Source organism: Streptomyces viridochromogenes (assembly GCF_001270495.1).
Taxonomy (GTDB): Bacteria; Actinomycetota; Actinomycetes; order Streptomycetales; family Streptomycetaceae; genus Streptomyces; species Streptomyces viridochromogenes_A.
This window is the reverse complement of sequence record NZ_LGUR01000265.1, coordinates 63,906-90,451: the sequence shown is the minus strand read 5'-3', so window position 1 is coordinate 90,451 and position 26,546 is coordinate 63,906. Positions and strand designations below refer to the sequence as shown.

Here is a 26,546-nt window from a genome sequence, read left to right as displayed (position 1 = left end):
TGACGTCCCGGGTGATCATCGAGCGGCGCTCTCGGGTGGTGCCCCGGTTGGTGACTGCGGTTGCGGTCATGGCCGGTCCGTCGCCGAGCCCGAAGGTCTGCGCGGTCAGTGGACGCTCGGCACGAGGCCAGCTGCTCCTGGGAACTCCTACCGCTGCGGCCGCAACGCGCAGTACCGCATCACCTACCCGTGGGGCACGGCAGTCACCTGCGGACGCCGGTCAGAACAACCCGTCCTGCACACTCACGTCCTGCCTGAACGCCCTCACAGGCAAGGAGAGTTCGTCGCCGACGGCCGGAACCAGCTCCCACCCCCGCATCAGCCGCGTATCGACGACAACCACCCCACCGCCCGTCTCCACATGCAGATCCGGCCCCGCAGCCGCCACCAACCGCCCGCTCACCGCCCCGCCCGCGACAAGCTCGGTCACCTCCCCGACAGCGGGAGGCAGACCCGCGAGCCCGAACGCCCCGGCGTGATCGACCGGTTGGCAGGGCTCACGGTCGAGTGACTCCGGCCAGGCGGGGAGGGCCACGGCCCGGGCGTGCAAGTCCTCCACCTCGGCCGCCCGCTCCGCCGCCGACGCCGGCAGCGCGGACCGCACCGCCCGCTTGGCGCCGTACGGAATGCGGTCCGGCACCCGCAGTGCGGCCCGCAGCAGTTCCTCCGTACGCCGCGCCGCCATCAGTGGGCCGACACCCAGCCAGCTGAAGCAGACCGCCCCCTGCTCCAGCAACCGGGCCGAGCCGCGCTCAAGGGCGGTGATGCCGACCTTGGTCATGCCGGGGCCGAACCAGGCCAGATATACGTGGTAGGGACGAGGGTCGTCCGCGATCGTGTCCGCGGCCACCGAGTGCGCCCGGTCCAGCCGTGCGCACTCCTCGCAGCGTGCCCCCGTACTGCGCCCCGGCACGATCGCCCGCACCGGACACGCATGCCCCCGAGCTCCCACGCATGTCCGCACTCCCCTTTCCGCGACCCCGAAGGCGACCCGCTTCCCCCAGGTCAGCGCGGAGCGCCGACCGCCGTCCCATGCCAGCTCAGGGCCGTCCGCCGACCACCGCAGCCCCGAGCATCTCCATGCCTGTGCCATCGCTCTTCGAGAGTAGAGGCAGGCACTGACAACGCCCGTTCAGCGATTTCCTACGGTCTCGGCGTGCTTCAACGTGCCTCAGCGACAGCCGGCTCCTCCTCACCGGTGACGACCGGCACGACCTCAGTCACCCTCGCCGTCGCACGCCGCCCCCGCCCCGCCAGCCGGCACGACCAGCACTCCGGATGCCCCTCCCGCGCACTCAGGTCGCGCGCCCCCATGCGCCACTGCCCCCGCGGCCGTACGCCCGGCGGCTTGCCCCAGCCGGAAAGGTGCAGGGTCCAGGTGACGAGGACGCTCGCCGCCACGATGCCCAGCCCGCCTGTGATCAGCACGGCCGAGACCGTGCATATCCCCGCCCCCACGACGGCGGAACCGATCGTCGCGATCGCGGTTCCGGTCCATCCTGCGACCGTATGTCCCTCGTCATACTGGCTCATGTGCCTGCTCCCTCCGGTGGGCAGCGGAACTCCACGGGACTCCACGCAACTCCACGTATGGCGGAGCGATCCCGGAATCCCTCACAATGTAAGAAGTTTAGCCAGTCAATCTCTCACTAGCTAAGGCAATCCGAAAAAGATGCAAGCCAAGCCGCGTCCCACCGCCACCCCGGCCCAGGCGCTGGACGCGATGGACTCCCTCATCGCGGCCCACCTGCTCGGCCAGCAGGAGATGGCCCAGCGGCTGGGCCTGAACATCACCGACCTGCTCTGTTTCGGCTGCGTCCTGAAGGCCGGCGAGAACCTCCTCACGGCGGGTGACCTCGCGGAACACGCCCACGTCACGACCGGCGCGATGACCGGCATCCTCAACCGCCTGGAACGCGCCGGGTTCGTCACCCGCCGCCCGGACCCGGCCGACCGGCGCCGCGTCCGCGTCGCCGCCGTCCCGGCCGCCGTCAGCCGGGTCGAGGCCCTCTACGGCCCCTACTACGCCCGTCTGATCGACCTCTTCGCCGACTACTCCACCGACGAGATCGCCGTACTCACGGACTGGTTCACCCGCACGACGGGCCTCGCGCAGGGCTACATCGACGAACTCCGCGACCAGGACAGGGCCTGACGGCAGGGCTGCGGCAGAACTGCGGCAGAACTGACGGCAGGACTGACGACTGGGCCGATCGCGTCGTCGATCGGGCGGTTGCCCGACCTCGCAGGGTGGAGCCTGCCCCACCATCGGTCCGGTGGAGCACTCCATCGTTTCCGCGGGCGGACCACGGAATCGTTGGCCTCGGTTGATCCCGGCTGAAACCGGTCGACTCGGGCTGAAGCCGGGTTGATACCGGCTGAAGCCCGACTGAGGCACCGCTGAAGCCGCGCCGGGATGAGGTGTGTCCCTCAGAGGACAGGCCCGCCCGGAAGGAAACCGCCATGGAGTCGCAGCGCCCCTCGATACCGGGCCGGTCGATGCCGAGCCCGTCGATACCCGGCCCGGCCACGTCGAGCGCGTCCATGTCGAACCCGTCCATGTCGAGCCCTTCGCTTCCGAGCCCCTCGAAGCCCGGCCCCCTCTCCTCCTTCGCCCGCTTCGTGGTGTGCGGCGGCGGTGTCGGGCTCCTCTCCAGCGCCGCCGTGCCGCTGCTGGCCACGACGATGCCCTGGGCACTCGCGAACGCTCTGATCACCGTCGCCTCCACCCTCCTGTGCACCGAGTTGCACGCCCTGTTCACCTTCGGCACGGGACGCCGCCCGGGCCTGCGGCAACATCTGCAGTCCTCCGGGTCGGCCGTCGCCGCCTACCTCGCCACGACCTCCGCGATGCTCGTACTCCACGCGGTCCAGCCGTCCCCCACGCTGCTCCGGGAGCAGGCCGTCTACCTCACCGCCTCCGGGCTGGCCGGCATCGGCCGGTTCCTGGTGCTGCGGCTGTTCGTGTTCGCCGAGCGGAAGAAGCAGGCGACCCCGGCAAACGTGGCCCCGGCTCGGCCCCTCGGCACCCTGTCCGTCAACGCCCTCACCACCGGCCCCCACGTCCCCGCGTACTCCCCGATGACCCCATCCCTCGTATAGCCGCCGCCCGTCAGATACCGACCACCGTTCTCACAGCCGTGCACCGCCTTCCTCCAGGTATGCGGTGACGCGCTCCATCGGCCACACCTCCCCGATCTTGTGCCGGATGTCGAAGAGGTTCGCCGCGTGCACATCCGGGTCCCGGTCGCCGGCCGCCTCCTCCGCGACGACGGGGACGAACCCGTGCTGCATGGCGTCCAGGGCGGTGGCACGTACGCAACCGCTGGTGGTCAGGCCGCCGATGAGGAGTGTGTCGATTCCGTTGGCGGTGAGATACGCCGCCAGTGATGTACCGAAGAAGGCGCTCGGGTACTGCTTCGTCACGGTCAGCTCGTCCGCCGCGGGCGCCAACCCGTCGATGAAGTCGCCGTACGGACTGCCCTCGGCGAACACCCGCAGCGTCGGCACCTTGCGGAAGAAGACACCGCCGTCGCTGCCGTCGGACCGGAACCGCACCCGCGTGACGACCACGGGGACGCGCGCTCGCCGGGCGGCCGCCAGCAGCGCCCTCATCGCCTCCACGGCCGGTTCGACGCCGGCGTAGAGCGGGCAGTCGGGGTCCACGTACGCGCGCGCCGGGTCCACCAGGAGCAGGGCCGGGGAGGCGCCGGGGGTGAGGTGCCCGGCCAGGCCGGCCCGCTCGTAGTCGTCCTCCGGCAACTCCTGGTGCCGTAACCGGCTCACGCCCGGCGGCTCTTCATCAGCGGCTGGATACGCGTGCCGAAGTTCTCGATGCCGTCCAGGAAGTCGTCGAAGACCAGCATGATCCCCTTGGTGCCGTTGACCTCCGCGACCTCGTCGAGCATCTTCGCGACGGTCTCGTACGACCCCACCAGCGTGCCCATGTTGAAGTTCACCGCGCCCTCGGGCAGCACGATGGTGCGAGCGGTCGAGGAGTCGTCGGCGGTGGTGTCCGAGGCCGATTCGCCCGCCATGTAGGCGAGGGCCGCGCGGTCGGCGTTGTCGTGGTAGTCCTGCCACTTGGCCTGCGCGGCCTCGTCGGTCTCGTCCGCGATGACCATGAACAGGGAAAGCGCGCCGACGTCCCGGCCGGTCTCGCGCGCCGCGTCCACCAGCGTGGCCGTGGTGTCGGCGAACGCGAGCGGGGTGTTGACGCCGCTGCCGAGGATGAAGTTGTAGTCGGCGTGCTCGGCCGCGAACCGCATACCGGTGTTGCTCTGGCCCGCGGCAACGATGTCGATGTGCCCGTCCGCCGGGCGCGGCGACAGCACGCAGTCGTCCATCTCGTAGAACTCGCCCTTGAAGTTGCTGACGCCCTCGCGCCACAGCTCCTTCATCACGGTGACGTACTCGACGGCACGGTCGTAGCGGTTGCCGAAGTGCTCGTCGCCGGGCCACAGGCCCATCTGGGAGTACTCGCCGGGCGCCCAGCCGGTGACGATGTTGATGCCGAAGCGGCCGGGGGCGATCGAGTCGACGGTCGTGGCCATCCGGGCGACGATCGCCGGGGGGAGGACCAGGATCGGCGTGGAGGCGTACAGCTTGATCCGGTCCGTCACCGCGGCCAGGCCCGCCATCAGCGTGAACGACTCCAGGCAGTGGTCCCAGAACTCGGTGTCGCCGCCGAACCCCTTGAGCTTGATCATCGACAGCGCGAAGTCGAGCCCGTGTTCCTCGGCCTTCTGCACGATGGCCTTGTTCAGCTCGAAGGTGGGCAGGTACTGAGGCGAACTCTTCGATATGAGCCAGCCGTTGTTGCCGATAGGGATGAATACGCCGATGTCCATGCCACTCCTCAGCGGTCGGGGGTCCCGGTGATGCTAAGCCGCGCACGTCAACTCAACGTTAGAAATGGGTGGTTGACGTCGTGTCGACCGGCCGCGCGCGGGGCGTGAGGATCTTGCGAACGATCGATTCGATTGAACACGGAACGGTAGGGTCCACGACATGAACGCTCGGCTGACCCTGCTCGGCACGGTGGCTCCCGGTGTCGCGGAAAGCGAGGTTTTCCGGCTGGCCCTCCAGCATGCGGTGGGCGAGCTGGGCGCTCTGGGCGGCATGATCCATCTGCGGGGCCCGATGTCCGCGCTGCGCCTGGTGTCGACGGCCGGGCTGCCACCCGCCCTCACCCGTAGCTGGGAGATCATCGACCAGGAGGGTCCGCTGGCTCCGGCGCGTGCGCTGCACGAGGGGGGTGGGGTCTGGGTCCCGATGGGCGCGATCGGGGTGACCGGGGTGGCCGAGGCGACCGGCTCTGCGTTCGGCTCACCGACCGGCTCCGCGCCCAACTCCCCGACCGGTTCACCGGCCGGCTCCCCGGCCGGCTCTGTGCCCGGCTCCCGGACCGGTTCTACGGCCGGCTCCGCGGCCTTCTCCTCGTTCGGCCCTGTGGCCCACTCCTCGACCGGCTCACCGGCCCACCCCCCGACGGGCTCACCGGCCCACCCCCTGAAGGGCTCCACGGCCGGCTTCCCGACCAGCTCGCCGACCCGCACAACGGCCGGTTCCCCGACCGACTCCACGCCTGCTTCCCGGGCCGTCTCCGCCCCCGACGACCCGAGCCCCGCCTGGCCCGGCACCGGCCTCGCCGCCCTGCCGATGTACCGGGGCCGGCGCAGCACCGGCGCCCTCAGCGTCCTGATGGGTGACCAGGGCGAACCGGGCCCCGAGCACTGGGAGTTCCTGCGTGCCGTCGTCGCCTGGACCGAGGAACGCATGGTCCAGGCACCGCCGACGGCCGGCCCCTCCCGGCCCGCGCAGCCGGAGCAGAGCGGCGAGCGTCTGCGCCAGGCGCTGAAGGAGGTCAGCGTCGGCTCCTGGGACTGGAACATCCAGACCGGCGAGCTGCTCTGGGACGAGGCGGCGCTGGAGCTGTACGGCACCCGGCCGGAGGAGTACATCGGCCTGGTCGAGAACTGGATGAGGTGCGTCCACCCCGACGACCTGGCGCCGACGCTGGCGCTGGTGGACCGGGCGATCCTGGAACACGGCGTGTTCGAGGCCGAGTACCGGGTGCGCAAACTGGACGGCAGCTGGGGCTGGACGCAGGCCCGCGGCAGGGCGACGTACGACCACAACGGCGAGCCCCATCGGATGATCGGCGTCGGCTGGGACAGCAACGAGCCGCGTTCCGCCCGTGACGCGCTCGGCCGGGCCCTGCGGCACATGAGCGACGGCTTCCTCGCCATGGACGACGACTGGCGGATCACCTTCGCCAACGTGGAGGCCGAACGCACCCTGGGCTTCTCCGAGGAGGAGCTGTTCGGCCGGCTGCTGTGGGACCTGCCCGCCGCCGAGCAGGTGCCCGGCCTGGAGATCCGCTGCCGGCAGGCCGCCGCCGCGGAGAAGTCGGTCAGCTTCGACGTACGGCTGCCGAACGGCCGCCTGTGCCACCTGCGACTGGTCCCGGGCCCCGACGGCCGCACCATCTACTTCACCGACGTCACCGAGAAGCGGCGACTGGAGGAGGAACGCCGGTCCGCCGAGCGCGCCGCGACCGAACGGGCGGCACGGATAGCGGAGTTGACGGCCGCGCTGGCCAAGGCGACCACCTCGAAGGACGTGGTGGACTCGGTCGCACGGCGGGTACTGCCGCCGTTCGAGGCGACCGGTCTGGTGGTGCAGGCCGTGGAGGGCGACCGGCTGCACACCGTAGGGTCCGTCGGCTACCCGGAGGACGTCCTCGCCTTCCTCGACGGCCGCGAGCGTACGGAACCCAGCCCGCTGTGGGACGCGATCATCTCCGGCACGCCGCTGTTCCTGTCCTCCCCGCGGGAGTTCGCCGCCCGCTACCCCGAGCTGACCGACCTGCCCGCCCGCGCCGGCAAGCAGGCCTGGGCGCTGCTCCCGCTGACCGCCTCGGGACACACCTTCGGTATCTGCGCGGTCTCCTTCGACCACCCGCGCCGCCTCACCGACGAGGAGCGCACCCTCCTGACCGCCACCAGCGCCCTGGTCGCCCAGGCCCTGGAACGGGCCCGTCTCTTCGACGCCGAGCGCACCCGGTCCCGCGAGCTCCAGCGCAGCCTGCTCCCCCGCGACCTGCCCGCCCTGCCCGCCTGCACGGCCGCCGCCCGCTACCTTCCGGCCGGCCAGGGCATGGACGTGGGCGGCGACTGGTACGACATCATCCCGCTGTCGGGCGGCCAGGTCGCCCTGGTCGTCGGCGACGTCATGGGCCACGGCCTGCCCGAGGCGGCGACGATGGGCCGGCTGCGCACCGCCGTCCACACGCTGGCCGACCTCGAACTGCCCCCCGACGAGATCATGAGCCACCTCAACGACATCGTCGGCGCCATGGGCGAGGAGTCGTACGTGACATGTCTGTACGCGCTGTACGACTCCACGACCCGCGTCTGCTCCATATCCAGGGCGGGGCACCCGCCGCCGGCCCTGCTGCACCCCGACGGCACGGTGGTGTTCCCGCCCCTGCCGGCCGACCCACCGCTCGGCGCGGCGGAGCCCCCCTTCGAGACGACGGAGATCCCGGTCCCCGAGGGCAGCGTGCTGGCGCTGTACACCGACGGTCTGGTGGAGTCGTCCAAGCGCGAGATGGACGAGGGCATGGCAGCGCTCGCCGACATCCTGCGCGCCGCGCACGCGGACGGCACGGCGAGGGACCTGGAGCACCTCTGTGAGCGGGTCACCTCCGCCCTCCTCCCCGCCGACCACCAGGCGGCCGACGACGCGGCCTTCCTGCTGGCCCGCCTGCACGCACTGCCCGACTCCCGCATGGCCTCCTGGCCCCTCCCCAAGGACCCCAAGGCGGCCGGCCAGGCCCGCAGTCTGATCCGCAAGCAGCTCACGGCCTGGAACCTGGAGGTCCTCACCCCCACCACCGAACTCCTGGCCAGCGAACTCGTCGGCAACGTCATCCGCCACGCCAAGGGCCCCCTCCGCCTCCGGCTCCTCCACGGCGCCACCCTGATCTGCGAGGTCTTCGACGGCAGCCTGACCATGCCGCGGATACGCCGGGCGACGGAGACGGACGAGGGCGGCCGGGGGCTTCAGCTGGTCACCGCGCTGTCGCTGCGGTGGGGGACGCGGTACACGCCGACGGGCAAGTGCATCTGGACGGAGCAGGCCGTACAGCCGACGCCGGACGCGGTACGGGGCGACCTCGACCTGGCGCCGGACGCGCTGGAGCAGATGTTCCTGGGCGTGGCGGGCCTGGGGGAGGACTTCGACGGCGATCTGGACGCGCTGGCGTTCGGGGACCAGGACTTCTAGGTACACCACCGACGGGGACGTACGGCGTCGACGGGGACGTACGGCGTCGGCGCGGGCGTTCCCAGGGAGACCCTCCCGCCACGGGAGTACCGTGAGAACGCCGCATATGGCGCGGCGCTCCGCAAGAGCCCGGGGTGTGATGCCATGGCCCACCGCCGCACCGATTCGGCCGGTGCCACCAGAGAGCTGCTGCAGAGGCTCGGGGACCTCACGGGCCGGATACTGGACCAGATCAAGTTCCAGCAGGCACGCGTCGAGCTCGCCGCCGCGCTCCAGCGTCAGGTCCTCTCCGCGGAACTGCCGGATCTGCCGTGCCTCCAGGCGGCGGGACGGTACACGCCCGCACGGGTCGGGCTGGACATCGGGGGCGACTGGTACGACGGCTTCGTGATGCCGGACGGTTCGGTGGGGTTCGCGATCGGGGACGTCCAGGGCCATGACGTCGAGGCCGCGGCGCTCATGGGGCAGGTGCGCATCTGTCTGCGCGCTGTCGCGACCGCCACCACCGACCCCGCGGAGGTGCTCGGGCGTACCAACGACCTCCTCGTCTCGATGGCCACCGAGCTCTTCGTGACCTGCTCCTTCCTACGCTTCGACCCGGCCACCGGGGAGCTCAGCGACGCCCGCGCCGGACACGTCCCGGCCGTCTGGGCCAGGACCGACGGCCGCTGCGAGATCGTCCTTAACGACGGCGGCCTGCCGCTCGGCATCCACGCCGGTGAGCGCTACCCGTCGTCCCGCCGGCTGCTGACCGACGCGGGCGCGTTCGTCCTGCTCACCGACGGTGTGGTGGAAGGCCCCGACTACCCGATCGAGGACGGTCTGAAGAGGGTGGCCGACCTGGTCGGCGACGCGTGCTGCACCGACCCGGACGAACTGGCCGCCCAGGTGATCAAGGTGGCGGACCTCACCGGCCACAACGACGACGCCGCGGTCCTGGTCCTGCGGTACGGAGCGCTCGGGGAGCAGTCGGGAAGCGGCGACCTGGGATGACTGGGCCGACTGGGATGACTGGGGCGACGGGTGCGGCGGCGCCCGGTGCGAGGCTCCGGCGGTTCGGCGGGTACGGCGGGTTCGGCAAGTTCGGCAGGTTCGGCGGGTACAGCGTCGAGGGACTGAAGCTCGCTGCCGTGGCCGCCGCCTACTACGGCAGCGCCAAGCTCGGTCTCGAACAGCAGCTGGTACGCGGTCAGGTCACGCCGTTCTGGCCGCCCACCGGCATCGCCCTCGTCGCCCTGATGCTGTGGGGCCTGCGGATGTGGCCGGCCATCGCGGTCGGGGCGTTCGTGGTGAACGTGACGCTCGGGCCGTCGATCCTCCCCGTCCTCGCCATCGCGGCGAGCAACACGATCGCCCCGATCTGCGCCTGCCTCCTCCTGCGGCGCGTCGGCTTCCACATCGCTCTCGACCGGCTCCAGGACGCGCTCGCCCTGGTCTTCCTCGGGGCCCTGGCGGGGATGCTGATCAGCGCGACGATCGGCACCGGCGTCCTGGTGGCCTCCGAAGCGCTCACGGCGCACGACTTCTGGCCGACCTGGTCGGTGTGGTGGACCGGCGACGCCATGGGCGTCCTCTTCATCACACCGCTCCTGCTGGCCGCCCGCACCGCCCGTCCGCCCCGCGGCTCGCCCGCGCTGCGCTGGGCCGAGGCACTGCTCCTGCTCGGCGGCACGACCACGATCACCCTGGTGGCGACCCGAAGCTCGCTCAATCTCCTCTTCCTCGTCGTCCCCTTCCTGATCTGGGCGGCCTTCCGCTTCCAACTCATCGGCGCCGCACCCTGCGCGCTGATCGCCTCCGTCGTCGCGATCTACGCGGGCTCCGTCGGCTCGGGCCCGTTCGCCGACCACGACCTCCTCGCCAAGATGGTCATCCTCCAGGCCTTCAACGGCACGGTGGCGCTGACGGCGCTCCTGCTCTCGGCGGTCATCGCCGAACGGAACCAAACCCTCCGGGCACTCCAGGATGCCTGCGACGACCTGACGGAAGCACTGGCCCAACTCGTCCCCGACCAGCCACCCGATGCGCGCCCGGAACGGCACGGGCCGGTGGTTGGGGATGAGGGTCCCTGAGCCGGGAATGCGACCCCCATCCGACATTGATCCGGCCCTGATCCTGCACTGATCCGGCCCTGATCCTGCACTGATCTATCGATCCGGCACTGATCTGACATTGAACTGATTGGACCAGCATGCGAATCGTCGTCATCGGCGGCAGCGGCCACATCGGCACCTTCCTCGTCCCTCGGCTGGTGCGGGCCGGCCACGAAGTGATCGGCATCAGCCGCGGCAGCCGCACCCCCTACGCCGATGCTCCCGAATGGCAGCAGGTGCGCCACGTCGCCGCCGACCGGGAGCGGGAGGACGGCGAGGGCACTTTCGGCGACAAGGTGGCCGCGCTGGCCCCGGACGCCGTAGTCGACCTGGTCTGCTTCACCGTGGAATCGGCCACCGCACTGGTCGAACGTCTCCGCGGCGAGGTCGGACACCTGCTGCACTGCGGAACCCTGTGGCGCTACGGCCCCAGCGACAAGCTGCCGATCTCCGAGAGCACGGGCACCACCCCGGTCGGGGAGTACGGCATCCAGAAGGACCGGATCGCACGGATGCTGAAGGAGGAGACCGCTTCCGGCGGCCTGGTGACCACGTCCCTGCACCCCGGGCACATCGTCGGGCCCGGCTGGCACCCCATCGGCCCACTGGGAAACCTCGACCCCGCGGTCTGGTCGACGCTCTCGGCCGGGCAGCCGCTACGGATCCCCGGCACCGGTGTCGAGCTGATGCACCACGTCCACGCCGACGACGTCGCACAGGCCTTTGAACAAGCCATCCAGCACCGGGACGCGGCAGCGGGAGAGGACTTCAACGTCGTCGCCCCCACCGCACTGAACGTCCGCGGCTTCGCCCGTGTCGCGGCCGGCTGGTTCGGCCAGACCGCGTCGCTGGACCCGGTGACCTGGGAGGAGTTCCGCCGGACCACGACGCCTGAGCACGCCGAGAGCAGCTGGGAGCACCTCCACCGCAGCCATTGCCTCACCATCGAGAAGGCCAGGACCCGCCTCGCCTACGCACCGCGCTACGAACCGGAAGCCGCCGTGCTCGAGTCCGTCCGCTGGCTGATCGACCACGATGAACTGAAGGTGGCCGGCCCGCTCATCGCCTGACGGCGGGCGGCACGGCGCGGGCGCCATGGCGATGGCATAAAAAATCGAACACATGATTGAATTCAGCCATGCGACCGTTCCCCGACGATCTCGTCCAGGCACAGCAGGAGTGGAGCCACACCTACCACCAGCTCGCCGAGCGGCCCGGCCGAACCGAGCTGCGCCGGCGCCTGTACAGGCTGTCGACCGCGGTCCTGTTCCACCCTTACTGGCAGCAGCGCGAAAGAACACCGGCGGCATGGTGGGAGCTCCGGAGCCTGGGCCGTGAGGAAAGGAACTGGAGGTGAGGAACAGCACGCCAACCTCCGCACAACCACCGGGAATTGAGCAACGGAACCCCCCGCTATGGTGGACCGATGGCGTCGATCAAGCAGTTCCAAGTCACTTTCGACTGCGCAGAACCTGAGCGTGTCGCTCGCTTCTGGTGCGAGGTGTTGGGGTACGTCGTACCGCCGCCACCGTCGGGGTTCGCCACTTGGGACGACTACGAAAGCTCGCTGCCGGCCGAGGAACGGGGCTCGTGGTTCGCGTGCAGCGATCCTTCAGGTGTCGGCCCGCGACTGTTCTTCCAGCGCGTCCCCGAAGGCAAGGTCGTCAAGAACCGGGTGCATCTCGACGTGCGGGTCGGCACCGGACTCGTGGGTGAAGAGCGCCTCGCCACGCTTGAGGCCGAATGCGCACGACTGGTCGCACTCGGCGCGGTACGCGTGCAACTACTGCCCGCCGACGACGACAACGAGTCGTGCATCACGATGCAGGACGTCGAGGGCAACGAGTTCTGCCTCGACTGACTCGCGAACCACACATTCCGAGGTCAGCCGATATAGGGCCGATGACGGCGCGTCCGGAATCCCCGCAGCCGCCTAGAGCCGCTTCAGGTTCCGGTCCAGGATCGTCCGGAGCCGGTCAACGTCCGCAGGGTCCTGAGCACCCCGCTTGGGCAGTATCGCGACTCCGGCCGAGCGGTCACCGCCAAGGAGCACGAAGAGTCCGGGCGTCTCCAGATACTCCCGGGACACCGTCCAGTCCATGCTGAAGGACGCCCGCTCGCCGGTGGTGACCGCACCCCGGTCGTCGGCCACCACTCGGCACTGCCCGTATGGCTCCACAATGCTGAACATCCGGCGGGCCATGGTGCGCAGTCCTCGCACAGTGGCCCAGAACGCGATGGGCACGGTGATCACCAGCGAGATGGTCCACACGGGCAGCGAGGCATCCTGCAGAACCGAGAAGACACTCACAGCGGCGGCTGCCGTGAGCGGCGCCATGAGTGCCTGAGCCCGCCCCGACGGTGACCGACGAGCTCGTGCACGGAGCGCCTCTTCGAAGTCCGCTGCCGTTGGCCGGTAGACGAACTCCACGGCCGTACCGAAGTCCGTGTTCTGATGGATGGAATCCCCACCCCTGGTATCCATGGGCAGGGATCGTAGCGAGGAAGGGTCAGGCGGACTGACGTCAGGGCATAAAGCAAAGGCCCTGTGGATCACTCCACAGGGCCTTTGACGTGCTGTGCACTCGGCAGGATTCGAACCTGCAACCTTCTGATCCGTAGTCAGATGCTCTATCCGTTAAGCTACGAGTGCTTGTTCTGTTTTCCGCCGCTCCCGGCCCTTCCGGCCCGCTCGCGGCGACAGGAAGAACATTACATGACTGCCGCCGCCATGTGAAATCCATTAGGCGCACCCATTGTGACCTGCGAAAACAGCCCGATGAGGCCTTCAGAGGGCACCCCCGCGAGCGGTGCGAAAACGACGAAGCCCCGGTCCAGTGGACCGGGGCTTCGTGATCGAGCGCGGAGGCGGAGGGATTTGAACCCTCGATGGGCTTTAAGGCCCAAACCGCATTAGCAGTGCGGCGCCATAGACCGGACTAGGCGACGCCTCCAGCACAGCCGCTCGCGCGAGCGCGAGTGGTGCGTGCAGATGATGACACAGTCGAGCGTGCTGTCACCAATCGACCTCCACGGTACTAGGCGGGGTGGCCGCAGGGCAAAGCTCTTCTCGGCGTGCTTCGAGGGGCGTGTGGTGCAGGGGAGCGACGTCCCAGGGGTGGGCGCAACGTACGGAGTCGTACGGCGTTAGTCAGGTCATGTTGCAGGTCAACCGTTCCGTCCCGGCCTGGCGCCTTCGCCGGGTCCTCCTCGTCACCGCCGGTTCCCTCGTCGCCGTCGGCTCCAGCTCCGTCGTGCCGGCCGCACACGCGCAGGCCGCGCCGCTCCCCCTCCTGTCCCCGTCCCTCCAGGCCCCCGACCGCCCCGGCGACCACCTCACCGTCACCGTCCGCGGCGCCGGCGCCGATGCCGACGGGACCTACGAGCTGTCCTGTCATCCGGCCGGCGGCGACCACCCCGACGCCGGCGGCGCCTGTGCCGCGCTGGATCGCGGTACCCGGTGGGGCAAGGACGCCTTCGCTCCCGTACCGCAGGGCAGCTTCTGCACCATGCAGTACGGCGGCTCGGCCACCGCCCATGTCACCGGCACCTGGGCCGGACGCCCCGTCGACGCGCGGTACGACCGCGGTGACGGGTGCGAGATCGCACGGTGGGACCGGCTCGTGCCGCTCCTTCCCGACCTGCGGCAGGAGGGGCGGCCGTAGCCCGCTCCGTCAGGGAAGCAGGGGATCCGGTACGTCGTCGCACAGACATTCCATGGAGGAAGCACCGGCCCCGTAAAAGTCCCGCGAAGGTCTCGCGAAGCCGCGATGACGCGGGAACGGTGCAGGAAGGACGCAGAGAGGACGCGGGAAGGACACAGGAAAGGACGTCCGCACAGGCGGACATACGTTCTGGGTCACTTCGTCGTGCGACCTGCCTCTCATCCGGCGTCGCGAGCGCAACCCCAGCCCTTAGACTCCCTCGCGTGACACGCCGCGGGCCGGTTGGCAAGATGGCCCGAGCGGTCGGCAAGGTGCGGTAACAGGGAGGAAGCGTCTCGTGAGCAGCAGGCCATCCCGAGGCGCTGCTCGCCTCGCAGCCATACTCGACGCGCTTCCCGATGCGTTGGTGCTGGTCAACGCCAATGGGACCGTCGTCAACGCCAACACCATCGCCCTGGAGGCCTTCGAGGCGCCGGGGACCGCACTGGTGGGCCGGGGGCTGCTCGATCTGCTGCCGCAGTTCGACTCGAAGCTGATTCCGGGATCCATGCGGCGGCCCGACCACATGGACCCGCAGGGCCGGACCAAGCCGACCCGGATGATGGCCCGGCGGACCGACGGGACCGAGTTCCCGGTCGAGGTCACGTCCGCGAATCTCGAGAACGGCCAGCAGGCCTACGACAGCTACGGCTACAGCGGCGACGAGCTGCTGATGCTCGTCGTACGGGATCTGACCGGGACCGTCGACACCGAGGCCGAGCTGGCGCGTTCGCAGCGGCAGACCGAGATGATCCTGCGGGCCGCCTCCGAGGGTGTCGTCGGCACCGACACCGACGGGCGGATCGTCCTCGTCAATCCGGCCGCCGCTCAGATACTGGGTTATCGGGCCAGTGATCTGGGCGGTCGGGAGCTGCACACGCTCGTCCTGCACTCCCGGCCCGACGGCTCCCCCTTCCCGTACGAGGAATCCCCGCTCGCCGACACCCTGCGCTCCGGGCGCAAGCACCGGGTGCGCGGGCAGGTGCTGTTCGCCAAGAACGGTGACAAGGTGCCGGTCGACCTGACGACCGCGCCGGTGCGTGACGGCGACCAACTCGTCGGCGCCGTGATGACCTTCGCCGACCGGCGGCCCTACGACGCGCTCGCCGAGGAGAAGACCGCCGACGAGAAGCGGCACGCGGAAGAGCTGGAGCGGCTCGCCGAGGAGCACGCCTCCGAGCTGACCGCCCTGCGGCAGAAGCACGTGGCCGAGCTGGAGGAACTCCAGGAGCGGCACGCGGAGGAACTCGCGGCGGGCGAGGAGCGGTACGCCGCGCTCGGAGAGCGGGAGAAGGACCGGTACGAGGCCCTCTCCGGTCGGCACGAGCAGCTGCTGACGCTGCTCGCGCGTTCGCTCCGGGGCCCGCTCGACGAACTCCGGCGTGAACTGGCCGCGCTCGCAGCGGACGACGCGGGGCAGTTGTGGCCCGAGGCCAACCAGGTGCTGCACCACCTGTCGGCCGGTTACTCGCGCATCACGACTCTGATCGACAACGTCCTCGGGTACCAGCAGCTCGACACCGGTGGCGCGGGGGTCGTGCGGACGAAGGTGATGCTGGACGCCGTCGTCGCCGCGGGTGTCGACGGTGCCGTCGAGCTCATCGGCCCGGGGAGGGTGCAGTTCGCCGTGCACGCCCCGCCCATCGAGGCCGAGGTGGACCCGCAGCGACTCGCCACCGCGCTCGCGCATCTCGTCGCGGATGTCGCGGGGGTCGACGCGACCGGTAACTCGCCCGTGTCGGCGGGCGGTTACATGGACAACACCGTCGTCGTCGCGGCGGCGCAGCGCGGTGAGGTCGTACGGATCGAGGTGCGCGGGCCGTATGCCGGGGGAGACCCGGTGCACGAGCCGATCGTGCGCGGGATCGTGCGGGCACACGGCGGTGTGCTGCAGACGCACGAGGTCCCGGGGATGAGCGGCAGTGCGTACGTCCTCGAAGTGCCCATCGGGGGTGGGGCCGGGGCCGTTGTCGCCGCCCCCGGCGGCCCCGCCGCCATCGAGGCCGGTGACGGGGCCGGGGGCGCTGTCCCGGGTGCCGAGCAGGACGTCGAGCAGGGTGCCGGTGGCCGGCGGCGGGCCCGGCGGTCCTCCGTCGACGCCTTCCTGGAGAGCGACATGCCCGGTGCCGACGCCGAGGGCGGTTCCGCGCCCGGGGATGCCGAGGGTGCGGCGCCCACCGGGCGTCGGCGCAGGCGCGCGGCCCCGCCCGAGCTCCCGCAAGGGGCTGGTGCCGGGGACGCGGGCGGCGAGCCCTCCGGCGGTACCGGACGGCGGCGTGCACGCCCGGCCGAGAACGGCCAGAACGGTGTGGACGGCCAGAACGGTGTGGACGGCGTGGCCGGCGGGGACGGCCTGGATGGCGGGGACGGCGTCGCCGAGGGCGCCGTCGTCACGGCCGCCGAGCATGCGGCGGGGACCGCGGCCGCCGGGAACAACCTGGGCGGGACCGTACCGCCGCAGGGCGTGCCCGCGCCCAGTGGACGCCGCGCCCGGCGGGACGGCGGGGAGCAGCACGCTCTGCCGCCTGCCCTGCCTGCGGCCGGTGCCGCCCAGACGGCTTCCGGGTCCGGTACGGCCGACTCGGGCGACGCTCCTCAGCCGACGGGCCGGCGCCGACGTGCCCTGGCCACGGCGGCCGAGCGTGGTGCCGCGCAGGCACAGGAGGCCGGGCCCCGTCCTGTGTTCGCCCTGCCGCCCGCCGAGGCGGACCGCGCTGCCGCCCCCGCTCCGGCGGGGGAGGGACCGGGCGGTGCCGCCGAGCCGAACGCGCCCGCGGCTGCGGCCGCCACGGGTGCGGCTGCGGGTATGACTCCGGCTGCGCCTGGGGCCCCGGCCCCCGCCGCGGCTGCGCCTGCACCTGTGGCTGCGGCTCCGGGACAGGCTCAGGTGCAGGTTCCCGGGCAGGCCCAGGTTCCGGGACAGGCACCGGTTCCGGTTCCTGGACAGGTACCCGGGCAGGCTCCGGTTCCTGGGCAGGCACCGGTTCCTGGGCAGGCACCGGTTCCTGGGCAGGGTTTTCCGGGGGACGTACTCGTCGACGAGGGCCGGCACGATGCCGTGCCGCACGACCAGGCCGAGGACCACACCCCGCCGCAGCCGCATCCCACCAGCGCGCCGACCGGGCGTCGCCGACGGGCCGTGGGCCAGCCGGCGGAAGCGGCCGGGACGCCTGCGCCGGGTGCTCCGGGGCCGGTGGCGCCGGTACCGCCGGGTCAGCCCCAGCCGGTTCCCGGCCAGCGCCTGCCCGGCCAGCCCCTGCCCGTCGAGGCGGCCCCCGGCCAGGGCGCACCCGAGCAGGGCGCTCCTGCCGCCCAGGGAGTTGGCGCCCAGGGCGTTCCCGCCCCGCAGCCATGGCCCGCCGCGGATGACACCCCCGACGCCGGGACGGCCGTACCGGCGAACGTCGCCGCCACCGCTGTACCGCCGAATCCGACCGCCCCGCAGCCCGCGCAGCCTCCGCGGCCGGTCCAGGCCCAGCCCGCCGCGGGCACCCCGGCTCCGGGCACCCCGCTGCCTCCGGAAGCGGCGGCGGCACAGCCGCTGCCCGCCGAGGCCGGTGCTCCGGGCGCCCCCGCCGCCCCCGTCGACCCGAACTCGACGCAGGGTCGCGCGATCAGCGTGCGGACGTTGGGGCAGGGTGTGCCGTTCACGCGGCAGGCGGCGCAGGTGCAGCAGCCCGCGCCGGCCGCGCAGTCGTCGGCCACGCCTCCCCCGCACCAGACCAACGGCGGACGGCGCCGCAAGCTCGGTACGCCGCCCGACCCGGCCACGCGGGCCGGTGCCTCGGCGGAGCAGGCGGCGCGACCGCATCCGTCGGCCGAACCGCCGGTGCCCGCCGCCCAGCCTCAGCCGCAGGCTCCGGCCCAGCCGTCGCTCGGCGGGCAGCCTCAGCCCCAGCCGTCGATGGCAGAGCAGTCGCGGCTCGCGCCGATGACCGAGGGGGCCGGACGGTCGTACGCCATAGGCGCCCCGGACGAGAACGCCGCCGAGGGGCCCGAGCCGTTGGACGGGCCGGGTGGGGCCGTCGAGGTCGCCGACACTCCGCGGCCGCAGCCGATGGACGACGAACTGCCGCCGGAGCCGCTCGACAACCCGCGGCGGCTGCTCGTGTGGCCCGCGCCGGATGTGACGACCCAGCAGGCGCTGAGCGACCGCGGTTACCGGCCGGTGATCGTGCACTCGCGCGAGGAGGTGGACGCGCAGATCGCGGCGTTCCCCGCCGCGCTGTTCGTCGACCCGCTGACCGGGCCGATCACGCGGACCGCGCTGCAGTCGTTGCGGCAGGCCGCGGTCGCCGCCTCGGTGCCGGTGATGGTGACGGCGGGGCTCGGACAGGCCTCGCGGGAGGCGGCGTACGGCGCCGATCCCGCCGTACTCCTCAAGGCGCTGGCGCCTCGGGACAGTGAGCAGCACCCGCCGCGCGTCCTGCTGATCGAGGAGCACGCGGAGATCGCGCTGGCGCTGACCGCGACGTTGGAGCGGCGCGGAATGCAGGTGGCGCGGGCCGCGAGTGACGCGGACGCGGTGGCCCTGGCGGGGGACTTCCGGCCGAACCTGGTCGTGATGGACCTGATGCAGGTGCATCACCGCCGGGCCGGGATCGTCGACTGGCTGCGCGCGAACGGGCAGCTCAACCGCACCCCGCTCGTCGTCTACACCGCCGCCGTCGACCAGGCCGACCTACCACGGCTGGCCTCCGGCGAGACGGTGCTGTTCCTGGCGGAGCGGTCGACGAGCAACGAGGTGCAGAGCCGGATCGTGGATCTGCTGGCGAGGATCGGGACCAACTGAGGGACGGGGCGGAAGCGCCCCCGAGGGGCGCGGGGAACTGCGCGATCAACCACGGACAACCCGCGGCCGACCGACGACAGTTCCCCAACGGCGCCCCGTCAGATCTGGGTCAGATCTGGGTCAGATCTGGGTGACGTCCAGGCCGCCCTCCGCGTACTGCCTGCGCAGCACCTTCTTGTCGAACTTGCCGACGCTGGTCTTGGGAACCGCCTCGATCAGCGTCCAGCGCTCCGGCAGCTGCCACTTGGCGATCTTGCCCTCGTCGGCGAGGAAGGTGCGCAGGGCCTCGAAGTCGGTGGTGGAGCCCTCCTTGAGGACGACTGTGGCCAGCGGGCGCTCGCCCCACTTGTCGTCGGGGACGGCGACCACGGCGGCCTCGGCGACGTCCGGGTGGGACATCAGCGCGTTCTCCAGCTCGACCGAGGAGATCCACTCGCCGCCTGACTTGATGACGTCCTTGGCGCGGTCGGTGAGGGTGAGGAAGCCGTCGGGGGAGATGATGCCGACGTCGCCGGTCTTCAGCCAGCCGTCCTCGCTGAACTTGTCGGCGGGCCGCAGGGGTTCGGCGTCGGGGCCGTTGTAGTAGGCGCCCGCGATCCAGGGGCCGCGCACCTCCAGCTCGCCCGCCGACTCGCCGTCCCAGGGGAGGCGCTCGCCGCCGGGGCCGGTGAGGCGGGCCTCGACGCTGGTCGGGAAGCGGCCCTGGGTCAGCCGGTACGCGAACTCCTCCGCCGTGCCGACGGCGTGGGCCGGCGGGCGCGCGACCGTGCCGAGCGGGGAGGTCTCCGTCATGCCCCAGGCGTGGCAGACCCGCATGCCCAGCTTGTCGAACGCCTCCATCAGCGAGGGCGGACAGGCCGAACCGCCGATGGTGACCTGCCCGAGGGTGGAGACGTCCCGCGGCTTCGCGGTGAGCTCGGCGAGCAGGCCCTGCCAGATGGTGGGCACGGCGGCCGCATGAGTCGGCCTCTCGCCCTCGATCATCTCGGCGAGGGGCGCGGGCTGGAGGAAGCGGTCCGGCATCAGCATGTTGACGCCGGTCATGAAGGTGGCGTGCGGCAGCCCCCAGGCGTTGACGTGGAACTGCGGCACCACGATCAGCGACGTGTCCTGGTCCGTCAGGCCCATCGACTGCGTCATGTTGACCTGCATGGAGTGCAGGTAGACGGAGCGGTGGGAGTAGACGACGCCCTTGGGGTCCCCGGTCGTCCCGGAGGTGTAGCACATGGAGGCGGCCTGCCGCTCGTCCAGCTCCGGCCAGTCGTACGTCGTCGGCTTGCCGGCGATCAGCTCCTCGTACTCGTGCACCTGCACGGCCGCGCCCGCCAGCCCGGAACGGTCACCCGGCCCCGACACCACCACGTGCTCCACCGTCTTGAGGTGGGGCAGGAGCGGGGCGAGGAGGGGGAGGAGCGAGCCGTTGGCGATGACGACCCGGTCGGCCGCGTGGTTGACGATCCAGGCCAACTGCTCGGCCGGGAGGCGGAGGTTGAGGGTGTGCAGGATCGCGCCCATGGAGGGGATCGCGAAGTACGCCTCGACGTGCTCGGCGTTGTTCCACATAAGGGTCGCGACCCGTTCGTCGCCACTCACGCCCAGGTCCTCGCGCAGGGCGTGCGCCAGCTGTGCCGCACGGGCACCGACCTCGGCGAAGGAGCGGCGGTGCGGCTCGGCCTCGCCGGTCCATGTGGTGACCTGCGATGTGCCGTGGATCGTCGACCCGTGGGTCAGGATCCTAGAGATCAGCAGCGGTACGTCCTGCATGGTGCTCAGCACGGCGTCCTCCCGGGGCGACATTGCCTACGCGGTAGTAAGGGTTGCGGAGATTCTGCGCGCATACCGCGCGGTATGTCACTAGGGTCGGCCGATCGATCATGTCACGTTGCGTTTACAGAGCTCTCCCGCTACGGGCGGGGGGAAACTTCGCCGCCCGCCGTGCACGGTGACGCCGTGCCCTGGTCTACCTGACCAGCCCCAGCTCAGGGTCCTCGCGCAGTTTCCCGAGCGCCCTGGACACCGCCGACTTCACCGTGCCGACCGAGACGCCGAGCACCTCGGCCGTCTGTACCTCGCTGAGGTCCTCGTAGTACCGCAGGACGACCATCGCCCGCTGGCGCGCCGGCAGCCGCATGATCGCGCGCCACATGGCGTCGTGCAGCGCCTGCTGCTCCGCCGGGTCGTTGTCGTGGCCGGGCCTGGGCTCCGGCTCGGGCAGCTCGTCGCAGGCGAACTCGTCGACCTTGCGCTTGCGCCACTGCGACGTCCGCGTGTTCAGCAGCGCCCTGCGCACATAGCCGTCGAGGGCGCGATGGTCCTCGATGCGCTCCCAGGCCACGTATGTCTTGGTGAGCGCGGTCTGCAGCAGGTCCTCCGCGTCGTTCGGGTTCGCCGTCAGCGACCGGGCGGTACGCAGCAGCACCGGCTGGCGGGCCCGCATGTACGACGTGAAGGAGGGATACCTCGCGTTCGGAAGGGACCGCGTCGCGGCGTCGGAAGCGCTGGTGCAGACGGGTGTGGTCATGGCTCCACGCTATGAGCGGCTCCTGCTTCAGCGGATCGGCCGCAGGTGCCGAAGCAGCGTCCGCCTCAGGTTGTAGGGGTGGGGCTGACTCCACCTCCTGAAGGTGGACGAGCGAGGGACACCTACTGCGGGATTACCCCTGGGGGTCATCGGTCGGCGGTAAGGACGAGCCCCGACGTCGGCACCCCCGTTCCCGCCGTCACCAGTACCCGTTCCGCACCGGATATCTGGTTCACGGACGTCCCCCGCACCTGTCTCACTCCCTCCGCGATCCCGTTCATACCGTGCAGATACGCCTCCCCGAGCTGCCCTCCGTGTGTGTTGAGCGGAAGCCGCTCCTCGGCCACGAAGTCCCCTCCCTCTCCCTTCCCGCAGAACCCGAACTCCTCGAGCTGCATGACGACACAGGGGGTGAAGTGGTCGTACAGAATCCCCACATCGATCTCCCCCGGCCCCAGCCCCGCCGTCCGCCACAGCTGCCGCGCCACCACGGCCGTCTCCGGCAGGCCGGTGAGGTCGTCCCGGTAGAAGCTCGTCATCTGCTCCTGCCCTCGGCCCGCGCCCTGGGCCGCCGCCGCTATGACGGCGGACGGGCGGGGCAGGTCACGGGCCCGGTCGACGGACGTGACGACGAGCGCCTGGCCGCCGTCCGTCTCCTGGCAGCAGTCCAGCAGCCGCAGCGGCTCGACGATCCAGCGCGAGGCCGCGTGGTCGGCGAGGGTGATGGGTCTGCCGTGGAAGTACGCGGCCGGGTTGGTCGCCGCGTACTTGCGGTCCACCACCGCCACATGCCCGAACACCTCCGGCGTCAGCCCGTAGGTGTGCAGATACCTCTGGGCCGCCATCGCCACCCAGGAGGCCGGGGTGAGCAGCCCGAACGGCAGGGACCAGCCCAGCGCCACGCCCTCCGCCGACGGCTCCCGGTGCTGCACGCCCGAGCCGAATCTCCGGCCCGACCGCTCGTTGAACGCGCGGTAGCAGACCACCACCTCCGCGACCCCCGTCGCCACGGCGAGCGCCGCCTGCTGAACGGTCGCGCAGGCCGCGCCGCCGCCGTAGTGGACTCGGGAGTAGAACGACAGCTCCCCCATCCCGCACGCCTGCGCCACGGTGATCTCCGGGCTGGTGTCCATCGTGAACGTCACCATCCCGTCCACGTCCCCCGGTGTCAGGCCCGCGTCGTCCAGCGCGGCCCGCACCGCCTCCACGGCCAGCCGCAGCTCGCTGCGCCCCGAGTCCTTGGAGAACTCGGTGGCCCCGACACCGACGATCGCTGCCCGACCGGCCAGGGCGTCCCTCGTGCGCACACTCATGCCGGCTCCTCCGATGCCACGGTGCACGCCGGGTCCATCGGCAGGGTGACCGTCACCGTGCCGGTCACGTGCTTGCCGATGCCGTTCGCGCCGACGACCCGAACCGTCGCCGTGTCTGCGTCGACCTCCTCGACGCGCCCCGTCAACACCATCGTGTCCCCCGGGTAGTTGGGCGCCCCGAGTCGTATGGCCACCCTGCGCAGTACGGCCGTCGGTCCGAAGTGGTCGGTGATGTAGCGGCCGACCAGGCCGTTCGTCGTCAGGATGTTCATGAAGATGTCGGGGGAGCCCTTCTGGCGGGCCAACTCCGCGTCGTGGTGGACGTCCTGGTAGTCGCGAGAGGCGAGGGCCCCGGCGACGATCAGTGTGCGGGTGATCGGGATTTCCAGCGGCGGCAGTGCGTCACCGGCCCGCATACGCCTCCCCGTCACCTCCTCCCCGCTCTTCATGCGCCTGCCTCCTGCATCTCCCGAGTCCCGTGAGCACGCCAGAACGGCAGCACCAACTCCTCGTCGCAGTCCTGGAATTCGAGCTGTACCGGCAGCCCGATCCGCACCTTGTCGTACGGCACCCCCAGCACATTGCCGAGCATCCGCACCCCCTCGGCCAGCTCGATCAGGCCGACCGCGTAAGGGCCCGCCGCGTCAGCTGCATGATCGGATGCCGTGAAGGCGGGGAACGGGGGATGGTGCATCACGACGTACGAATAGACCGTCCCCTCGCCGCTCGCCTCCACCGTGTCCCAGCCCAGCCCGCCGCAGGCGTTGCAGCCGGGCAGCCAGGGGTGGCGCAGGGTGCCGCAGCCGGTACAGCGCTGGATGAGCAGTCTGTGCCGCTGGACGCCCTCCCAGAAGTCGGCGTTGTCCCGGTTGACGACGGGGCGGGGGCGGGGGCGGGAAGGCTTCTGCGACCGGTCCTGCCGGCCCGGCAGGTCTGCCCTGTGCCGGGGCGCGTACTTGAGGATGCGGAAGCGGTGGGTGCCCGCGAGGTCGGGGCCGACGCGGATGTCCATGCGGGTCGTGACGAAGTACCCCGTGCCGAGCTTGGTCGTCTTCCGTTCCGACACCGACTCGATCACCGAGTCGTAGGTGATCTCGTCTCCGGGCCGCAGGGGCCGCGGATACTCCTGCTCGCAGTCCGTGGCGACCACCGAGGTGTAGCCCGCCTCGTCGAGCAGGCCGAGCAGCTCGTCGTACGCGTGGGTGCCTCTCGTATGGCCGGAGAGGCCGCTCATGGTCCATGCCTGGAGCATGGTGGGCGGTGCGATGGCGTCCGGCCCCGAGTACGCCGGGTTGGTGTCGCCCATCGCCTCGCACCAGTGCCGGATCATGGGCGCGTTGACGGGGTCCTTGCCGACCCGGGCCACGGCGGCGCGCTGCCCCTCGTAGCCCTTCAGACGGGTCGCGAACTCGTCGCCCGCTTCCGCCTCATGGCTCACCACCGGCTCGTAGCTCACGGTCGGCCCCCTCGCCCTCATCGCCCCACGGCGGATCGCACTGACACTTCTGGTACACCGCGACCGCCGATCCGGTTCCCACGCGAAGGTTTCTGACTGTCCGTCAGATTCAGTGCACTGTCAAGGCCGCAGAAAAACGCCTGCGCGGCGGCACCGAAGTACCGCCGCGCAGACGCGTTACACCCCACAGAGCACACCCCACACACAACTCCGAGGAGGCCGGCGCCTGAGCACGGGGGCGCCGGCCCCCTCAGCTCACCACCACAGCGGGGTGAAGTTGACGGCCGCGTTGTCGTTGCCCTGGTTGATGGCCGTGAACGCGGAGCCGTTGACCTGGGCCGTGTTGCTCTGGTTCGAGGCGCCGGAGCCGGTCGCCTGCTGCTGGGTGGTGGACGAGGTGCCGTAGTTGTCGCCGCCGACCCCGCTGCCGATGAGGCCCTGGGCGGCGTTCGAGACGGCCGCACTGGATCCGTCGTCCGCGAAGGCGCCGTTGTCCGCAGCCGCGACACCGGTGAACAGAGCGGCGGCGAGCGGCAGGGCGGAGACGGCGGCGATGACGCGGGCGGTACGGATGCTTGCCATGTTGTTCCTCCAGAACAGGTGCGCCCAGGCTCCCCGCCGGACGCATTGGTGGTGCATGAAGTACTGCGCGTTCCAAGGCAGTTGGCCGACCGCCCCGGAGTTCTGCACGACGTCGCGAGATCAGAGTTGCCCACCGAATCCCCGGCGAACCACCCCGGAAGCCCCTATTCGCCCTGAAGCGTGATGACAAGTCGATAAACCCCTTTCGCCACTTCCAGCGCTCACGTCAGGGCAGTACGGGCACTACGGGCACCTCCACCCCAAGCCCCACAAGAGGGGAAAGGTTCCGTCACGACCCCGGCCAATGCCCGCCGACCGGCGAGTCGTCGGCACGTCACACTCAGCACCTCTTTCTTTTTTCGAACATGCGTACGAACATAGAGGCATGGCCACCACCGACCGGCAGGCCACGACGCTGGCCCTCGCACACGCCCTGTCAGCCGCCGAGCGCGGTCTGGCCGTCATCCCCCTGTCCCGGACGAAGCTCCCGGCCCTGCGCTCCCCGCACCGCGACGACCCCGACCCAGCCCCCTGCCACGGCGAGTGCGGCCGCTTCGGGCACGGGGTCTACGACGCCTCCACCGACCCCGCCCGCATCCGCGAACTCTTCGCCGCCGCCCCCTGGGCCACCGGCTACGGAATCGCCTGCGGCCTGCCCCCGCACCACCTCATCGGCATCGACCTCGACACCAAATCCGGTACGGACTCCTCCGCCGCCCTGCGCGAACTGGCACTGCGCCACCTGTTCACGATTCCGCCCACGGTCGTCGTCCTGACCCCGAGCGGCGGCCGCCACCTCTGGCTGACCGGCCCGCCCGAAGTCGTCGTCCCCAACTCGGCGGGCCGCCTCGCACCCGGCATCGACATCCGCGGCGCCGGCGGCTACCTCGTCGGCCCCGGCTCGCGCACCGATCACGGCGTCTACAGCACGGCACCAGGCACCTCCCACATCGGCCCCGCGCCCTGTCCGCGCGCCCTTCTGCGCCTCCTGCTCCCCCCACCCCGCACGCACCACCTCACGCCCCCGTCAGCCGGCGGCCACGGCCAGGGACTCGTCCAGTTCGTGCTCGCCGCGCACGAGGGCCAACGCAACACCCGCCTGTTCTGGGCCGCCTGCCGCGCCTACGAGGACGGCATCGGCCCCACCCTCGTCGACCCCCTCGTCGAGGCGGCGCTCAACACCGGCCTGACCGAACGCGAGGCCCGCGCGACGATCGCGTCGGCGGCGCGGCTGACGGGGCACCGGCCCTGACGTACGCAGACGCCGCTGACGTACGCAGACGCCGGACCGAGGTTTTGAAGAAACGCACGGGAGCTCGATGCACCACCGCCACGGAGTGCCGACCATGTCGCTGACCCGCGTCGTCCTCACCTCCGGCCGCTCGCTCGACCTCTCCGAGCTGCGGCTCTCCTCGACGTACGGCGGGATGTGCGGCGGGATGCTGGAGGGCTACCCGTGCAAGCCGGTCAACGACCTGAAGATCAGGGGCCTCGTCCGCGCCGCAGAGCACGCTCACCCTTCCGTGCCGGTGCACCTCGTCCCGCCGCAGCGCGAGTATCCCGACCAGTACGCGGGCGCCTTCGGGCCGGTCGAGGTACTGCCCGCCGTGGCCTGCGTCGGCGCCTTCCACTCCACGGCCCTCGACCGCGACCGCGACCCGGTCCTGAGCCGTTCCGCCCTCACGATCATCTGGTTCCAGCCCACCGCGCGCGTGCCGTACGGCTGCGACGCGGAGGAGGCGCTGCGGGACGTCGACTGGGAGGGGCTGGCGCGGGACTACGAGCTCTAGCGG

The 26,546-nt window shown here is 71.1% G+C and carries 23 protein-coding genes and 2 tRNA genes; 12 read left to right on the top strand and 13 right to left on the bottom strand.

Features of this window, described 5'->3' with window-relative positions; genetic code table 11:
* Nucleotides 1-220: 220 nt before the first annotated feature.
* Both ADK36_RS43900 and ADK36_RS43895 read right to left on the bottom strand, forming a co-directional pair.
* A complete protein-coding gene (locus ADK36_RS43900; RefSeq protein ID WP_078916282.1) occupies nt 221-1,093 on the bottom strand; it encodes a DUF2797 domain-containing protein in 873 nt (290 codons plus the stop codon).
* A gap of 68 nt (nt 1,094-1,161) precedes the next feature.
* Nucleotides 1,162-1,533 (bottom strand): HGxxPAAW family protein, encoded by a 372-nt coding sequence (locus ADK36_RS43895; RefSeq protein ID WP_048582248.1) that lies wholly within the window; start codon nt 1,531-1,533, stop codon nt 1,162-1,164.
* Nucleotides 1,534-1,672: 139 nt separating this feature from the next.
* Between ADK36_RS43895 and ADK36_RS43890 the strand changes: the two genes are divergently transcribed.
* The gene (locus ADK36_RS43890; RefSeq protein ID WP_053201569.1) at nt 1,673-2,155 is read left to right on the top strand and encodes a MarR family transcriptional regulator; all 483 of its coding nucleotides are present in this window, start codon (nt 1,673-1,675) and stop codon (nt 2,153-2,155) included.
* A gap of 404 nt (nt 2,156-2,559) precedes the next feature.
* Entirely contained in the window at nt 2,560-3,102 is a 543-nt protein-coding gene (locus tag ADK36_RS43885; protein ID WP_425315303.1) for a GtrA family protein, read from the top strand.
* A 30-nt stretch (nt 3,103-3,132) separates the two neighbouring features.
* Here the strand turns inward: ADK36_RS43885 and ADK36_RS43880 are convergent, their stop codons facing one another.
* Together ADK36_RS43880 and rutA are read right to left on the bottom strand one after the other, a co-directional pair.
* A complete protein-coding gene (locus ADK36_RS43880) occupies nt 3,133-3,786 on the bottom strand; it encodes an isochorismatase family protein (RefSeq protein ID WP_078916283.1) in 654 nt (217 codons plus the stop codon).
* Nucleotides 3,783-4,850: a pyrimidine utilization protein A gene (gene rutA / locus ADK36_RS43875; RefSeq protein ID WP_053201567.1), complete on the bottom strand. Its 1,068-nt coding sequence runs from the start codon at nt 4,848-4,850 to the stop codon at nt 3,783-3,785. Before rutA ends, ADK36_RS43880 begins: the two co-directional genes overlap by 4 nt.
* A 160-nt stretch (nt 4,851-5,010) precedes the next feature.
* Here rutA and ADK36_RS43870 point away from each other — a divergent pair, with 160 nt between their 5' ends.
* The 6 genes from ADK36_RS43870 (at nt 5,011) to ADK36_RS43845 (ending at nt 12,246) form a co-directional block, all read left to right on the top strand.
* Entirely contained in the window at nt 5,011-8,292 is a 3,282-nt protein-coding gene (locus tag ADK36_RS43870) for a SpoIIE family protein phosphatase (RefSeq protein ID WP_048582252.1), read from the top strand.
* A gap of 144 nt (nt 8,293-8,436) precedes the next feature.
* Entirely contained in the window at nt 8,437-9,285 is an 849-nt protein-coding gene (locus ADK36_RS43865) for a PP2C family protein-serine/threonine phosphatase (protein WP_048582253.1), read from the top strand.
* 14 nt (nt 9,286-9,299) lie between these two features.
* Complete coding sequence (locus tag ADK36_RS43860; RefSeq protein ID WP_078942552.1) at nt 9,300-10,364, top strand: MASE1 domain-containing protein; 1,065 nt, start codon at nt 9,300-9,302, stop codon at nt 10,362-10,364.
* 119 nt (nt 10,365-10,483) lie between these two features.
* Entirely contained in the window at nt 10,484-11,455 is a 972-nt protein-coding gene (locus tag ADK36_RS43855) for an NAD-dependent epimerase/dehydratase family protein (protein ID WP_048582254.1), read from the top strand.
* 68 nt (nt 11,456-11,523) lie between these two features.
* Nucleotides 11,524-11,742, top strand: a complete 219-nt coding sequence (locus ADK36_RS43850) for a hypothetical protein (RefSeq protein ID WP_048582255.1) — start codon at nt 11,524-11,526, stop codon at nt 11,740-11,742.
* 69 nt (nt 11,743-11,811) lie between these two features.
* Entirely contained in the window at nt 11,812-12,246 is a 435-nt protein-coding gene (locus ADK36_RS43845) for a VOC family protein (protein ID WP_048582256.1), read from the top strand.
* Nucleotides 12,247-12,318: 72 nt separating this feature from the next.
* Here ADK36_RS43845 and ADK36_RS43840 read toward each other — a convergent pair whose 3' ends face one another.
* The 3 genes from ADK36_RS43840 to ADK36_RS43830 form a co-directional block, all read right to left on the bottom strand.
* The gene (locus tag ADK36_RS43840; protein WP_053201565.1) at nt 12,319-12,870 is read right to left on the bottom strand and encodes a YcxB family protein; all 552 of its coding nucleotides are present in this window, start codon (nt 12,868-12,870) and stop codon (nt 12,319-12,321) included.
* Between the two features lie 95 nt (nt 12,871-12,965).
* Nucleotides 12,966-13,038, bottom strand: a tRNA-Arg gene (locus ADK36_RS43835).
* Nucleotides 13,039-13,248: 210 nt separating this feature from the next.
* Nucleotides 13,249-13,339: transfer RNA gene (locus ADK36_RS43830), tRNA-Ser, on the bottom strand.
* A 204-nt stretch (nt 13,340-13,543) separates the two neighbouring features.
* On the opposite strand from ADK36_RS43830, the gene ADK36_RS43825 reads away from it, so the two are divergent.
* A complete protein-coding gene (locus ADK36_RS43825) occupies nt 13,544-14,050 on the top strand; it encodes an SSI family serine proteinase inhibitor (RefSeq protein WP_048582272.1) in 507 nt (168 codons plus the stop codon).
* A gap of 337 nt (nt 14,051-14,387) precedes the next feature.
* Nucleotides 14,388-18,881: a hybrid sensor histidine kinase/response regulator gene (locus ADK36_RS43820; RefSeq protein ID WP_078916286.1), complete on the top strand. Its 4,494-nt coding sequence runs from the start codon at nt 14,388-14,390 to the stop codon at nt 18,879-18,881.
* Between the two features lie 120 nt (nt 18,882-19,001).
* On the opposite strand, the gene ADK36_RS43815 is transcribed toward ADK36_RS43820, so the two are convergent.
* The 6 genes from ADK36_RS43815 to ADK36_RS43790 form a co-directional block, all read right to left on the bottom strand.
* Nucleotides 19,002-20,678 (bottom strand): long-chain fatty acid--CoA ligase, encoded by a 1,677-nt coding sequence (locus ADK36_RS43815; RefSeq protein ID WP_048582274.1) that lies wholly within the window; start codon nt 20,676-20,678, stop codon nt 19,002-19,004.
* 163 nt (nt 20,679-20,841) lie between these two features.
* The gene (locus tag ADK36_RS43810) at nt 20,842-21,402 is read right to left on the bottom strand and encodes a SigE family RNA polymerase sigma factor (RefSeq protein ID WP_048582275.1); all 561 of its coding nucleotides are present in this window, start codon (nt 21,400-21,402) and stop codon (nt 20,842-20,844) included.
* A gap of 146 nt (nt 21,403-21,548) precedes the next feature.
* Nucleotides 21,549-22,715, bottom strand: coding sequence for a lipid-transfer protein (locus tag ADK36_RS43805; protein ID WP_048582276.1), 1,167 nt, complete (start codon nt 22,713-22,715; stop codon nt 21,549-21,551).
* A complete protein-coding gene (locus ADK36_RS43800; protein ID WP_048582313.1) occupies nt 22,712-23,131 on the bottom strand; it encodes a MaoC family dehydratase in 420 nt (139 codons plus the stop codon). Before ADK36_RS43800 ends, ADK36_RS43805 begins: the two co-directional genes overlap by 4 nt.
* A 29-nt stretch (nt 23,132-23,160) precedes the next feature.
* Nucleotides 23,161-24,171 (bottom strand): bifunctional MaoC family dehydratase N-terminal/OB-fold nucleic acid binding domain-containing protein, encoded by a 1,011-nt coding sequence (locus ADK36_RS43795; protein ID WP_234330098.1) that lies wholly within the window; start codon nt 24,169-24,171, stop codon nt 23,161-23,163.
* 255 nt (nt 24,172-24,426) lie between these two features.
* Nucleotides 24,427-24,753 (bottom strand): hypothetical protein, encoded by a 327-nt coding sequence (locus ADK36_RS43790; protein ID WP_048582277.1) that lies wholly within the window; start codon nt 24,751-24,753, stop codon nt 24,427-24,429.
* 385 nt (nt 24,754-25,138) lie between these two features.
* Here ADK36_RS43790 and ADK36_RS43785 point away from each other — a divergent pair, with 385 nt between their 5' ends.
* The gene (locus tag ADK36_RS43785) at nt 25,139-26,005 is read left to right on the top strand and encodes a bifunctional DNA primase/polymerase (protein ID WP_048582278.1); all 867 of its coding nucleotides are present in this window, start codon (nt 25,139-25,141) and stop codon (nt 26,003-26,005) included.
* Nucleotides 26,006-26,099: 94 nt separating this feature from the next.
* Entirely contained in the window at nt 26,100-26,543 is a 444-nt protein-coding gene (locus tag ADK36_RS43780) for a hypothetical protein (protein WP_048582279.1), read from the top strand.
* Nucleotides 26,544-26,546 lie beyond the last annotated feature (3 nt).